11 protein-coding genes and 1 pseudogene are annotated in these 13,836 nt (G+C 60.7%); 8 read left to right on the top strand and 4 right to left on the bottom strand.

Going from position 1 to position 13,836, the window contains the following annotated elements; genetic code table 11:
• Positions 1–2: 2 nt before the first annotated feature.
• From ACSQ9D_RS13855 to ACSQ9D_RS13880, 6 genes and pseudogenes are all read left to right on the top strand, one after another.
• On the top strand, positions 3–797 hold the full coding sequence (locus tag ACSQ9D_RS13855) for a glycoside hydrolase family 16 protein (RefSeq protein ID WP_436282698.1): 795 nt from the start codon (positions 3–5) through the stop codon (positions 795–797).
• A 56-nt stretch (positions 798–853) separates the two neighbouring features.
• Positions 854–1,996, top strand: a pseudogene (locus ACSQ9D_RS13860) (glycosyltransferase); the annotation flags it as partial.
• Between the two features lie 66 nt (positions 1,997–2,062).
• Positions 2,063–3,061 (top strand): glycosyltransferase family 2 protein, encoded by a 999-nt coding sequence (locus ACSQ9D_RS13865; protein ID WP_047521033.1) that lies wholly within the window; start codon positions 2,063–2,065, stop codon positions 3,059–3,061.
• The gene (locus tag ACSQ9D_RS13870; protein ID WP_436282699.1) at positions 3,058–3,984 is read left to right on the top strand and encodes a glycosyltransferase; all 927 of its coding nucleotides are present in this window, start codon (positions 3,058–3,060) and stop codon (positions 3,982–3,984) included. Before ACSQ9D_RS13865 ends, ACSQ9D_RS13870 begins: the two co-directional genes overlap by 4 nt.
• A complete protein-coding gene (locus tag ACSQ9D_RS13875; protein WP_436282700.1) occupies positions 3,981–4,988 on the top strand; it encodes a glycosyltransferase family 2 protein in 1,008 nt (335 codons plus the stop codon). The genes ACSQ9D_RS13870 and ACSQ9D_RS13875 overlap by 4 nt, the downstream gene beginning before the upstream one ends.
• 4 nt (positions 4,989–4,992) lie before the next feature.
• The gene (locus tag ACSQ9D_RS13880) at positions 4,993–7,350 is read left to right on the top strand and encodes a polysaccharide biosynthesis tyrosine autokinase (protein WP_436282701.1); all 2,358 of its coding nucleotides are present in this window, start codon (positions 4,993–4,995) and stop codon (positions 7,348–7,350) included.
• Here the strand turns inward: ACSQ9D_RS13880 and ACSQ9D_RS13885 are convergent, their stop codons facing one another.
• Entirely contained in the window at positions 7,351–8,088 is a 738-nt protein-coding gene (locus ACSQ9D_RS13885; RefSeq protein ID WP_037120873.1) for a metallophosphoesterase family protein, read from the bottom strand. It abuts the gene before it with no gap.
• 159 nt (positions 8,089–8,247) lie between these two features.
• Here ACSQ9D_RS13885 and ACSQ9D_RS13890 point away from each other — a divergent pair, with 159 nt between their 5' ends.
• On the top strand, positions 8,248–9,351 hold the full coding sequence (locus ACSQ9D_RS13890; RefSeq protein ID WP_436282702.1) for a monooxygenase: 1,104 nt from the start codon (positions 8,248–8,250) through the stop codon (positions 9,349–9,351).
• Between the two features lie 4 nt (positions 9,352–9,355).
• Here the strand turns inward: ACSQ9D_RS13890 and ACSQ9D_RS13895 are convergent, their stop codons facing one another.
• A complete protein-coding gene (locus tag ACSQ9D_RS13895; RefSeq protein ID WP_436282703.1) occupies positions 9,356–9,820 on the bottom strand; it encodes an RrF2 family transcriptional regulator in 465 nt (154 codons plus the stop codon).
• Between the two features lie 196 nt (positions 9,821–10,016).
• Between ACSQ9D_RS13895 and ACSQ9D_RS13900 the strand changes: the two genes are divergently transcribed.
• Complete coding sequence (locus ACSQ9D_RS13900; RefSeq protein ID WP_436282704.1) at positions 10,017–10,946, top strand: LysR family transcriptional regulator; 930 nt, start codon at positions 10,017–10,019, stop codon at positions 10,944–10,946.
• A 2-nt stretch (positions 10,947–10,948) separates the two neighbouring features.
• On the opposite strand, the gene ACSQ9D_RS13905 is transcribed toward ACSQ9D_RS13900, so the two are convergent.
• On the bottom strand, positions 10,949–12,154 hold the full coding sequence (locus ACSQ9D_RS13905; protein WP_436282705.1) for an adenylate/guanylate cyclase domain-containing protein: 1,206 nt from the start codon (positions 12,152–12,154) through the stop codon (positions 10,949–10,951).
• Positions 12,155–12,184: 30 nt separating this feature from the next.
• Positions 12,185–13,801: an MDR family MFS transporter gene (locus tag ACSQ9D_RS13910; RefSeq protein ID WP_436282706.1), complete on the bottom strand. Its 1,617-nt coding sequence runs from the start codon at positions 13,799–13,801 to the stop codon at positions 12,185–12,187.
• Positions 13,802–13,836 lie beyond the last annotated feature (35 nt).

Consider the following 13,836-nt stretch of genomic DNA (forward strand, 5'->3'; position numbering starts at 1 on the left):
ACATGACGACCCAAATCGCCCATGCGCGAAAACTTTGTCTGAGCCTTCTGACCATCGCGGCAGCCTGCGTTTCAGCACTGCCGGCTTCGGCACAACAGACACCCGGAAAGTCCTTTGTGGACGACTTCGACAAGATCAACCGCGGCTTCTGGTACGTGTCGGACGGCTGGAACAACGGCGCCCATCAGAACTGCACCTGGTCGAAAGACCAGGTGAAGGTCGACAACGGTGCCCTGCAGCTCTCGTTCGCGGACGGAAAGTCCAAGGACCGCAACTACGTGTGTGGCGAGATCCAGACGACCAAGCGCTACAGCTACGGCACCTATGAAGCCCGCATCAAGGCCGGTACGGGCTCCGGATTGAATTCCGCTTTCTTCACCTACATCGGCCCTGCCGACAAGCAGAAGCACGACGAGATCGACTTCGAAGTCCTGGGCAAGAACACCGGCGAAGTCCAGGTGAACCAGTACGTGCAGGCCAAGGGCGATAACGAGAAGCTCGTTCCGGTCGGCAGCAAGGCCGACGAGGGCTTCAATGACTATGCCTTCATCTGGGAAAAGGATCGCCTGCGTTACTACCTGAACGGCAAGCTTGTTCAGGACGTTACCGATCCGTCGAAGATACCGTCCAACCCGCAGAAGATATTCTTCAGCCTCTGGGGTTCGGACACACTGTCGAACTGGATGGGTCGCTTCGACTACAAGAAGCCAGCCGTTCTCAGCGTCGATCGCGTCGCCTTCACCGCGCTTGGCGACAAGTGCCAGTTCCCTGAATCGATCGCATGCACGCTCAACTGACCAGCATCCCGCAGACAACAAGCGCGGCGGAAGCCGGCACACAAAAAGGAATATCGATGCTCAAGGTGCTCTATCTCGTGCATGATCTGGCAGACCCTGCCGTACGGCGGCGGGTGCTGATGCTGCGCGAGGGGGGCGCCGACGTCGTGCTGGCCGGTTTTCGCCGCGGAGAGAACCGGCTTGCCGAAGTGCATGGGGTCAGGCCGATCGAACTCGGCCGCACGACCGATGCCAGGTTTGCGCAGCGCATGTGCGCCGTGGCAAAGGCCGTGACCGGTCTCAAGGCTCTGTTGAAGAACGTGGAGAAGCCCGACCTCATCATCGGACGCAATCTGGAAGCGCTGGCCGTCGCGCATAGGGCAAGCGCCCTCTTCGGTGGCAGCGTTCCTGTTGTGTACGAATGCTTGGACATCCATCGCCTTCTGCTGCGCGACGATCTGGTGGGGATTGCGATCCGGCGTGCCGAGGCGCATTTCGGCAAGGATGCGAAGCTGATCCTGACGAGCTCTCCGGCCTTCATAGAGAACTATTTCAGTCCCCGATCCGGCATCAAAGCGGAGACGATTCTGATCGAAAACAAGGTGATTGCCCTCGACGAGGCAGCCATCGAGCGGGCACTAAGCCGCCCGCTGAAGCAACCCGGAGAGCCGTGGAAGATTGGCTGGTTCGGCGCACTTCGTTGCCGCAAGTCGCTCGGCCTGCTTGCCGATTTCTCGCGCCGCATGGAAGGCAGGGTCGAGATCGTCCTGCGCGGCCGTCCCGCCTACTCCGAATTCGAGGATTTCGACGCCTTCGTGCGCGACGAGCCTTACCTTCGTTTCGAAGGCGCCTATCGCAACCCGGAAGATTTGCGGGCGATCTACGACGAGGTCCATTTCTCCTGGGCCATTGATTTCTTCGAGGAGGGCCTCAATTCGAGCTGGCTCCTGCCAAACCGGCTCTATGAGGGCTGCCTCTACGGCGCTGTCCCGATCGCGCTGCAAGGCACGCAGACGGCACGCTTCCTTGAGACCCGCGACATCGGCCTTGCGCTTGCGGAAGCGAGCGTTTCGCAGCTCGAGCACCTGTTCGAAAGCATGACCGGCGATCGTTACCGCGCGTTGAGCGAGGCCGTCGCCGCCAAGGATCGCAAGACCTGGCTTGCCGACCGCAGCGATTGCGCTGCGCTCGTCGCAAACCTTTCCCGCCTTGTTCCGACAGCCGCAGAGAGGGGCGGCGCCGGGGCAACTGTTCCCACAAGCGTATCTCCAGAAGGGTGGACACCCATGAAGCCTGATGCCGGTGCCAGCGTCTCCAGTCTCATCATCATTCCCTGCCTGAACGAAGAAAAGCACATCGAGGCTCTGCTCGCCAAATTGAGCCTCGAGCTCGATCACATGAATGCCCGGATCGTTGTCGCCGACGGCGGCAGTACGGACGCGACACGCGAAATCGTCGCTCGCATCAGCGCCGCCGATCCGCGCGTCGTGCTGCTGCACAATCCGCGGCGGATCCAGAGCGCGGCGATCAATCTCGCTGTCCAGACCTTTGGCCGTGACTACGACTACCTGATCCGCATCGACGCGCACGGCGACTACCCAGCCGACTACTGCCGTAGCCTTGTGCAGGAGGCCGTGCTGACCCAGGCGGACTCCGTCGTGGTCGCAATGGAAACCGTCGGCTTCGGCGTCTTCCAGAAGGCAACGGCCTTTGCTCAGAACTCCAAGCTCGGGAACGGCGGCTCCAAGCATCGCGAAGGCGCAAAGGGTCATTGGACCAATCACGGCCACCACGCACTGATGCGCATCGCGGCCTTCGATGCCGTGGGCGGCTATGACGAGACCTTCAGCCACAACGAGGATGCCGAACTCGACTACCGCCTGAAGCAGGGCGGCTTCGGTATCTGGATGACCGACAAGACCCGGATGACCTACTATCCGCGCTCGACCATCTCGACGTTGTTTCGCCAATACCTCGGTTATGGTCGGGGTCGGGCAAAGAACATTCTCAAGCACGGCAGCATGCCCAATCTTCGGCAGATGCTTCCGCTGCTCGTCGTGCCTGTCTTCATCGGCGCGTTTCTCGCCGTTCTGAACTGGGCGGCCGTCATCCCGTTCAGCCTCTGGGCTGTCGCGTGCGTCGGTTACGGCTTCTGGATGGCCATCGGCCACAGGAACCCGTACGGCCCGCTCGCTGCTGTTTCGGCAATGGTGATGCACTTCGCCTGGTCAGCCGGTTTCTGGATGGAGCTTCTGAGCTTCCGCGGCAGAAAGGTCTCCTCATGAACGATGCGAAACCCATGTTGATCGATATTGGCGTTTGCACCTACCGCCGCGCTTCGCTTGACGAAGCGCTGCTTTCGCTTGCGGTCCTCGCCGTGCCGGAAGGGGCAAAGCTGCGGATCATCGTGGCCGACAACGACAAGGTTCCGAGTGCGAGGGAACGGATCGATGCGCTTCGCCCGACCATTCCGCATGAGATTGCCTATGTGCACTGCCCGGCATCGAACATCTCTATTGCCCGCAACGCATGCCTGGACAATGCGACCGGCGACTTCCTGGCCTTCATCGACGACGATGAGGACGCCAGCGAGGAGTGGCTGGTGGAATTGCTTGCCGCGGCCAGGAAGACCAAGGCGGATGCCGTGCTTGGCCCTGTCCGCAGCGTCTATTCCTCCACGGCGCCGAGTTGGATGCGCGAGGGTGACTTCCACTCGACCCTGCCCGTCTGGGTCGGCGGCGAAATCCGCACCGGTTACACCTGCAACGTCCTCCTTCGCCTTGATTCGCCTCATGTGGCCGGGCGTCGCTTCAACCTGGCGCTTGGACGCACCGGTGGCGAGGACACCGAATTTTTCAGCCACATGCATGCCGATGGCGGCGGGATCGCCTTTGCGCCCGAGGCTTATGTCTATGAACCGGTAACCGAAAGCCGCGCTGGCTTGTCCTGGCTTGCCAAGCGCCGCTTCCGCTTCGGTCAGACACATGGGCGGCTGCTCCAGGAGAAGAACATCGGCTTGCAGCGGCTAAAGCAGATCGGCCTTGCCGTCGTCAAGGCAGTCTTCTGCTATGGCGCGGCGCTTGCTTGCATCTTTTCCCCGATTCCTCGGTATCGCTACGCCCTTCGCGGCCTCATGCATACCGGGGTCGTCAGCGGTCTGTTGGGCGTTCGTGAAATCCGTCAGTATGGAACGGCGGAGGCCGCATGACGCAAACCCAGCCCGATGTCAGCTTCATCGTCGCCGCGTACAATGCGGCGGGGACGCTCGCCAAGGCGATCGATAGCGCGCTTGCACAAAGGGGTGTTTCGGTCGAGGTGATCGTCGCCGATGACTGCTCGACGGACGAGACGAGAACCATTGCGGAAAGCTACGCCGACAGAAACGTGAAGCTGCTGGCGCTTGCCCGCAACGGCGGGCCTGCGGCAGCGCGCAATGCGGCCCTGTCGGCCGCGACCGGCCGCTGGCTTGCCGTGCTCGATTCCGACGACACCGTCGAACCGGACCGACTAGGGCGCATGATCGGTCGCGCCGAGAAGGCTGATGCTCAGATCGCCGTCGACAATCTCCGCGTCATTCGCGCCGACGGCACGCCGCCGGAGATCATGTTTACCGAGCAATCGCTGGCGCAGACGCCCGAGTTGACGCTTCCCGTATTCATACAATCGAATGCCCTGTTTCAGACAACGCATAACTTTGGTTATCTCAAGCCAATCTTTCAGCATGCTTTCATCGAACGACATGGGCTTCGTTTCAACGAAGCCCTGAAAGTCGGCGAGGATTATCTGTTCCTCGCCTCGGCCATGGCGCTTGGTGGGCGCTGCGTGATCGAGCCCATCGCCGGCTACGATTATCAGATCCGTGAGGGATCGATTTCACGCGTTCTTGCCCTTCATCACATCGACGCCATGATCGAGGGCGATAAGACCTTCCTTCGAGATCACACGCTGGATGCGGAGGCGGCAGCCGCACAGGAGTTTCGCGAACGAAGCCTCCGCCGAGGTCGCGCCTTCCTCATCCTCGTACAGAACATCAAAGACCGGTCGATCTGCGGAGCGATCAAGACGGCCTGGAGCAATCCGTCGGCGGTGGCGCATCTCAGGATGCCGATCGCCATTCGGATCCATCGCGCGCTCGCGCCGCTTCGCCAACTGATAAGCCCGCGGACCGACCTCACAGCCATCGATGGCGTGACCCGCTCCCGCAAAGGATAGAGCCATGAACCAACGGAACCTGACCTTGCACAGTTCTCTGCCCAAAGCGGCCGACGATTCCGATTCATTCATCGACATCGATCGCCTGATCGCCATTGTCATTCGCCGCGCCGGGTCGGTGGCGCTTTGCGTTGCTGCGACAGTGACGCTCGCCGTTGTCTATCTGCTCTTTGCCACAGCGCAGTACACGTCGATGACGCAGATCCTGCTCGACGACGATATTGCGAAATACGCGCAGGATCCGACGCCGGCGGCCAGCGCACAGCAGGTCGACATGCAGATCGCCAGCGCCGTCGAAATCCTGAAGTCGAACGAGCTCGCGCTTCGCGTGGTCGATGCCGAGAAGCTTCAGGATAACGACACAATCCTCGATCCTCCGCAGTCGCCCGCCGCGCTGATCAAGTCCGGGATGAAGCTGATTGTGAGCGTATTGGCACCTGGAGGGCCGCCGGCTACGGAAGACGATGCTCGCAACGCCCGCCGTCAGAAGGCGGCCGCTTTGCTGCAGGACGCGGTGGCCGTATCGCGCGTCAACCGCAGCTCTGTTCTGGCGGTTTCCTTCCGTTCGACCGACAAGCTCCTCGCCGCGCGGATCACGAAGGCTTACGCGAACGCTTATCTGAACGATCAGTTGAATGCCAACTTCGACGCGACGGAAAGCGCCTCGGTCTGGCTGCAGCAGCGTCTCGCCGATCTTCGCGAGCGGTCGCAGCAGGCAGCTCTCGATGTGGCGAAGTTCAAGACCGAGAACGGGCTGACATCGGCCAATGGTGAGCTGATGTCCGAACAGCAGCTTGCCGACCTCAACAAGCAGCTGATCGTCGCCCAGGCAGACAGTGCCAGCGCTTCGGCCCGCTACAACCAATTCAAGTCGATCGTTGATCTTGGCCCCGACAGCGCCGTCAACAACGCGGCAATCTCGTCCGGCCAGACGGACAATACGGTGATCCAGGATCTGCGCACCCGTTACATCTCGGTGAACAAGCGCGAACAGGAGGTCACGACAAACTTCGGCGAAGACCACCCGCAAGCCGTCGCTCTGCGTGCCGAAAAGCAGGACCTGACCCGCCAGATCTATCAGGAACTCCAGCAGTTGACGTCCAGTTACCGCAACGAGTTCGAAGTCGCCCGCTCCCGGGAAGCCTCGCTCCGCCAGAACATCGAACACCTGACAGGCAAGAATTCGGAAGCCGACAGGTCGATCGTCCAGCTCGGCGATCTCGAGCAACGGGCAACTGCCTTGAAGACACTCTACGAATCCTACCTCGGCAAGTACGAGGAGGCCTCGCAGCAGCAGTCCTTCCCCATTGCCAAGGCTCGCGTGATCTCTGAGGCAGGTGTGCCGGTCTCGCCGTCCAGCCCGAAAAAGACCATGACGCTTGGCCTTGCCATCGTTCTCGGCCTGATGGCCGGCGGCGCGCTCGCTGCATTCCAGGAATTCCGTGAACGTTTCTTCCGCGTCGAGGGCGACGTCAGGACGATCCTTGGCCTTAAATTCCTCGGCTATTTGCCGCTGATCGGCAAGGCGCCGCGGGAGGGCAAGCTCTTCCGGCCCCGCGCCAATCCGGCGCTGGACCCTGCCGAAGCGGCAGCCGATTCCGGCGCGACCTTCGAACGCATCATGCGTGTTGTCCTCGAAGCACCGCGCTCGATCTTCGCCGAAACCCTGCGCAATGCGAAGCTTGCGAGCGACGTCATGTTCCAGGGCAAATCCGACCGCGTTATCGGCGTCGTCTCGGCGATGCCGGGAGAAGGCAAGTCGACCACGGCGGCCAACTTCGCGGCGCTTCTTGCCTCCAGCGGCAAGCGCACGCTGCTCATCGATGCCGACCTTCGCAATCCAGGCCTGACGCGCATGCTGCGGACACCGCCACAGCAGGGGCTCGTCGAGGCGGTTCTTGGTGAGGTTCCGTGGGCAAGTGCCGTCAAGGTCGATCCGGTGACGAAGCTGGCAATCCTCCCGGTTCTGCCGAACGATCACCTCATGCACACCAGCGAGTTGCTCGCTTCGCAGGGCATGTTCAACCTCATGGAAAATGCACGCAAGATGTTCGACTACATCGTCGTCGACCTTGCCCCGCTCGGCCCCGTCATCGACGCCAAGGCATTTGCCCCGCAGGTCGACGGCTTCCTGTTTGTGACCGAATGGGGCTCGACGCCGACATCCGTCGTGCGTGACCTTCTGAATGCCGAGCCGCAGATCAAGTCCAAGATTCTCGGCGTGATCCTCAACAAGACCGACATGACCGAGCTCGGCAAGTTCACCAACTTCGGCGGCACGGAACGCTACCGCCATAAATATGTGAGCTACTACACGGAAGAGACGCCGAAGAAGCGGGAGCCAGCAAAAGCCGGTGCCTGATCATGTCTGGAAGAGATGCACACGCCCCTTCCACAGCCTGGCAACCGTGAGTTTGCCACTGTGGAAGGCGCCAGTGTCGAGGTTCAGCCTCTTCGGCAGGACCTCAGGCTCCTCGTTCGGCGTATGGCCGTGGACGATTACCTTCGGCAGCGGTCGGCGGCTCTCGAAAAAGCGATGACGGATGAAGACAAGATCCTCGTCACTTTGCGCGTCGATCGGCAGCATCGGATCAATACCGGCGTGCACGAAGAGCACGCTCGGCGTATCGACGAAAATCGGCAGGGAGCGCAGGAAATCCACATGCGGCTTCGGTATTGATTGCCTGATGAAGCTATCAAGCTTTGCTGCGGTCGAGAAAACCAGCGGCAACTGCTCTGCGTCGAGGCCATAGGAGCGCAGCAGCGCATCCGACCCCATTCGCATCCAATCCGAAAAGGAAACCAGACCGTCGAGATAGTCGAGCATCGTAATCTCATGGTTCCCGGTCAGGCAGATGCGGTCGAAATTCTCGGGAGGAGGCGCCATCAGGTGGGAGATGACCTGTGCTGATGACGGCCCGCGATCGATGTAGTCGCCGAGCGTGATGATGAGCTTGCGCCCTGGAATGGCTGCGGCATCGTCGATGATTGCCTGCTCTGCCTTCTGCAGCAAGTCATGCCTGCCATGAATGTCACCGATGGCGTAGATCGGAATGTCGCCGGGATCCAGTTTCAGCCGCTCACGGACCGTCGAAGGCATGTTGAACCTCTCATTGCGGGCATCGAAGCGTCGCTACGCTTCGCATTGGTGCAATCAAGCGACAATAAAATCCAATCGCTCGTGCATTCGTAGAAAAACGCGCCTTATCATTGCACCCGCGATCCATCAATCCTAGAGGCCCAACTGATTGGAGGAGCAATGGGAACCGTATCGCGGTTTGCCGACCGGGCAAGACCAGCCGCGCACCGCATCGAAAGCGAGGAAGAGGCGATCGCCACTGCGCGCCGGCTTGCTGCGGACTTCGCGCTGCAGGCAAGCGAGCGTGACATCAACCGGGTCTTTCCTCGCGCGGAGCTCGACGCCCTTTTCCAGTCAGGACTGACAGCGGTGACGGTTCCACCAGAGAATGAGGGGCTGGATGTCGCCAATGCGCTCCTCGGCGAGATTGTCGCCATCATCGCGGAAGGCGATTCTTCGATCGGGGAATGCCTCGAGCATCACTTCACCGTGCTGGAAGAGCTCAGGAATGAACCGAACGAAGAGCGAAGGGCCCTCCTCTTCGTTCGCGCCCTTGCCGGCGATCATTTCGTGGCAGCAACCTTTGCTGAAGGGGCCGCGGCGGTCCCCTCTGGCCTCGGCTATCAATTGAGCGGCCGAAGCTTGCGCGTACCCGGCATCCTGTTTGCCGATTGGATCGTCGCTGACGCGATCGACACGCAGGGGCAAGCGGTTCGCTTCCACCTGCCTTGCGAAACCGCGGGGCTGCAGATCATCGATGACTGGGATGGTTTCGGGCAAAGGACGAACGGCGCCGGATCCGCGGTTGCCAATGGCGTCATCGGAAACGGCGAAGCAGCGGTGGATGATCGCCAGCAGCGTCACACGACCAGTTCGGCCCTGGCCGCCCTCCTCCATGCGGGGACGGACCTCGGCATCGCGCGAGCCGCCCTCGCCAGTCTTCGGGAAGCGCCGCGTTCGGCCGGGGTTGGAAAACTTGCACTTTCCGTGCAGGCCACGGCTGCGCTCCTGGAAAGCGCCGGCGGCAAATTGGACTTTGCGCAGGTCAGCCCCTCGACAGCCCGGACCGAAGCTGCCTTCTTCTCCGCGTCAGCCGCCAGCATCACCGCAAGCAGGACGGCGCTCGGTGTCGCCAACGCACTGTTCGAGCTGTCCGGCAACGGTGCGACAAGCATCGGCCGGAATCTCGATCGGCATTGGAGAAACGCACGAATCCGCGCAAATGATGCGGCCGATGACGATCTCTACCGGACGGCGGCTGCGCATTATTTCGGCGACGGCTGACGCCTCAATTGGCAACCGAAATGGCGACTTCCTCGTCGGCATCGTCCAGCTTGGTGCCGGATGCGACGAATTGCTCGAGCGTCATGTTGTCGAGAATATCGGCGATCGCGTCCCGGACCTCGGTCATGGAGCGCCGCACCTGACAGTTTTCGGGATCGGAACAGTCGTCGCAGGCTTCGAAAGCCGTGCGGCTGGCACATCGAATAGGTGCCAAGGGGCCGTCGAGTGTGCGGATAACATGACCGATGCGGATTTCGGAGGCCGGGCGCGACAGCGAGTAGCCGCCGCCCGGGCCTTTCTTCGATCGAAGAATGCCGACATTTCGCAATTCCAGAAGAATCGTATCGAGGAATTTCTTCGGAATGTTGTTGCGCGAGGCAACGTCGTTGATGAAGGCGGTTTCACCGGGCGCGAGCCGCGCCAAGTCAACCAGCGCCTTCAACCCATACTTTCCCTTTTTCGTCAGCATTTTCTGTTGCCTTACGCCCCCGGTACTCCGTCCCCATTATTCAGCAAATAACGCCAAAACCGTGAACACACAAGAAATAGCTATTATTTATATAGTTTATATTCGACTTCGGCTTGCTCATCGGACACCTCGGCGCTTGCGCCCGACTTCACCGCACAATAGTCTTTCTTGGTTTCAAGCAACCGTTGAAAATCCGATGGAAACGCTGACAAATCTGGAGTCCTTTGTCCGCAGCGCCGAACTCGGTGGATTTTCGGCTGCAGCGCGCCGGCTTTCCGTCACGCCCGCAGCCGTCAGTCGCAATGTCGCGACCCTCGAGGCCAATCTCGGTGTACGCCTGTTTCAGCGCAGTACGCGCAGGCTCACGCTGACCGAGGCGGGCGAACGCTTCTTCGCCGCCATCCGCGATGATCTGCAAAACCTGCAGAGTGCCATTGCCGCCGTGGCGACCGATCAAGGCGAACCGTCCGGTGTCCTCAAGGTCAGCATGAGCCCGGCCTTTGGCACCGGCTACGTCCTGCCGTTGCTGCCGGATTTCCTGAAACGCTATCCGCTTGTGAAGCCGGAATGGATGTTCGACAACCGCCAGGTCGATCTCATTTCCGAAGGCTATGATGCCGCAATCGGCGGCGGCTTCGAACGAACGCCCGGTGTCATCGCCCGAACGCTTGCCCCCGCTCATCTCGTTGCTGTCGCCTCCCCTGCATACATGAAGGGTCGCGTTGCGCCATTCGATCCGGCCGGGCTTTCCATGCTCGACGGCATCGTTATGCGGTCCAGCCGAACCGGCCGTGTCCGTCAATGGGCGATGAGCAACGTCGCCGGCGATGAGATGCCTGCAGCGTTGTCGGAAAAGATCGTTGTCAACGATCCCGTGGCCATGTGTCAGCTCGCCCGCCTCGGCCTCGGCGTCGCGATGATTGCAACCGCAGATGCCCTGCCCTACCTCGAACGTGGCGAACTCGTCCGTCTCGTTGCGAACTGGTATGCCGATGCCGGGCCGATTTCGCTCTACTACGCAAATCGAACATTGCTGCCGGCAAAGACCCGCGCCTTCATCGACTTCATCACCGCTCGCTTCCAGAAGGAGCGTTTGGCCGAGCGCTTTTCCGGGAGGCTTGGCTAGGTTCATGCCTCCGGCAGGCGAAAAAGCTCCACCGTCTCCGAGAACCCCTTGAGTGCGTGCCAGCCGGCCGAGACGGCTTCGGCCTGCGCCTCTTTCCGGAACGCGTCGGACATCAGGAGCGCAACGCGAAGATCTCCGCACGCTGTCTGGATGCGGCTGACGAGATTCACGTCGGGGCCGATCAACGTGAAATCGAGGCGACGGCCGGAACCGATATTGCCGTAGCTGACCTCGCCATGGTGCAGGGCAATGCCGACGTTGACGGCAATCTCGCCGAACTGGAACCGATCGATCTCTCGCAGAATGTCCCTGGCGGCGATCAATGCCGACGCGCTGCTGCGGCCCGCATCATATCCGGGAAAGAACGCAAGAACGGCATCGCCCATGAATTTCAGAACTTCGCCACCCTCGCGCGTGATGGCAGGAATGACCTTGTCGAAATAGGCATTCAGCAACTCGAGCACGCTGCTGCTGGGGAGCCGGTTCGATATCTCGGTGAAGCCACGCAGATCGCACAGCAGCAGCGCTGCCTCAATAGATTCGATTTCGCCCTGCCGAATCTGCCCGGCAAGGATGCGCTGTGCCGTCAGCGGCCCGACATAGGTATCGAGCAGACTGAGTTCGACCTGCCGCATCACCCGCAACTCGCAGGTGTTGCGCAAGGCCGGCAGAATGCGTTTGAGAACCTGGATTTCGGCGGGCGTGAAGCCGCCCGCCCGCCGGGTGCCGAAGGCTGCCGCACTGACCGGCCCATCGGCATTGCAAAGGGGCGAAATCATCAATTGCACGAGCCCACGACCTGCAAATATATCGATGTCCTGCCAGCGTCCATGCGGGCTGTCGCCTGGTCCGACAACAAGCGGTTCGCGGCTATCCATGACCTTGCGCAGCGGGCTATTGGCAAAGATCTGGCGCGCGCCGTGCTCGCGATCGTGAATCTCGACAGGGTCGCCTGGGGCCCAAGCAAGCGTTCGGCCGATAAGCTCCGGATGAAGCGTCATAAGGTGAAGCGTCAAGCGATCGATCGGCAGACCAAGCGCCCGTAGGCGGCGCCCAAGAGTGGAGATCAGGCCGGGCTCATCGAGGGCGTGGCATTCATCGCCAGAGAGCCACTCGATCAACGAAAGCATAGAGTTGGTGGAGCTCGCTGCGCGGTCGACCTTTATCAACCGAGTGTCGGGCTCTTCTATTTGGACGATGCGGTTCATGGCATTTCTCCCTGGAAACGGTCGGAGGCGCTAGTGAGCGCCGCCCCCGGACAAATGGCCCGGCTTCTTCAAGAGAAGCGTTGCAAGCAATGCGACGAGCAGAGCAACGCCAAGCAGGAAGAACGTGTCGCTGAAGGCCATGATGTTGGCCTGCTTGCGCAGCTTGAGTGCGATAGCGACGACGGCCTTGTGCGTGGCAACGGCCTGATCGCTGACACCGTGGCTCATGAAGTAGGCGGAAAGCTTTGCGACACGATCGCGCGTTGCTTCCTCAAAAACGCTGACAGAGTTGGTCAGGATGTTCGAATGAAACTGCTCCCGCTTCGTCAGGAAGGTCTGCAAGCCGGCGATTCCGACGGCGCCCCCAAGGTTGCGCATCATGTTGAAGAGCGCGGACGCGGAACCTGCATTCTCCTGTTCGATGCCTGCAGTGGCGATGGCAGACAGTGGCGTGAAAACAAGGGCCTGACCGACAGCGCGCACGATGTTCGGCCAGAACAGCTGATCGCTCGCATAGTCGCCGGTCATGTGAACGTTCATGAAGTTGGAAGCGGCAAACAGCGCGAAACCGACGACGATCAGCAGACGGACGTCAAAGCGTTTCATCAGACGCGGCACCAGCGGGATCAACACTAGCTGCGGAATGCCGGTCCAGGCGAGCACCATGCCGATCTGTTCCGAATTGTATCCCTGGATGCGCGTCAGGTAGATCGGCAGGACGAAGACCGAGCCGTAGAGCGCGATGCCCAGCAGAAAGTTGGCGACAAATCCGAAACCGAAATTGCGGCGCAGCAGCAGGCGCAGGTTGAGCAGCGGATACGCGGTCCGCAGCTCGATGATCAGGAAGAGCGTCAAGGAGACAGCGGCGATGATCGACAGCCGGACGATGAAATCCGATCCGAACCAATCCTCCTTGTTGCCTTCCTCCAGCACCGTCTGCAGGGCGGCAAGACCGATTGCCATGGTGATGATGCCGGGCCAGTCACCTTTGGCCAAGAGACCGAGGTTCATCGGCGAACGATCGAGTGAAGCCCACAGCATGCCAACCATCAGGGCTCCCGGAACCAGGTTGACGTAGAAGATGTATTCCCAACCCCAATTCTCGGTGAGATAGCCGCCAATCGTCGGGCCGATGGCCGGCGCGAAGGTGGCCGAAAGTGCGAAGAGGGCAAGCCCGACCGGCTGCTTTGCCTTCGGCAACAGCGTGATGATGATCGTAAATGCCATCGGGATCAGCACGCCACCGGAAAAGCCCTGGATGGCACGCAGGATGATCATCTGCTGAAGGTTCGCGGCAAAGGCGCAGGCGACGGAGAAGATGAGAAACAGGATGGCATTGGCAAGCAGATAGCTGCGAAGCGAGAAAACACGGGCCAGCCAGGCGCTGAGCGGGATGACGACGATCTCGGCAATCAGATATGAGGTCGAAATCCAGCCACCATCATCCGTTCCGGCACCAATCGCCCCTTGAATGTCGGCCAAGGAAGCGTTGACGATCTGGATGTTGAGAACTGCCATGAAGGCGCCAAGCGTCGATCCGATAACGGCGCTCCACATTTTCAGCGGGCTCATCGCTGCAGGCTTAGAGGCCGCGGCGAGCGCAGGGCGCAGGCTCGAATTGTTGGTGGCGATCTGAAGGGTAGCCATGACGTTTCTCCTTCCGGGTTCTGCGGAAAACAATC

It is taken from the genome of Rhizobium sp. LjRoot258 (assembly GCF_964254185.1).
GTDB lineage: Bacteria > Pseudomonadota > Alphaproteobacteria > Rhizobiales > Rhizobiaceae > Rhizobium.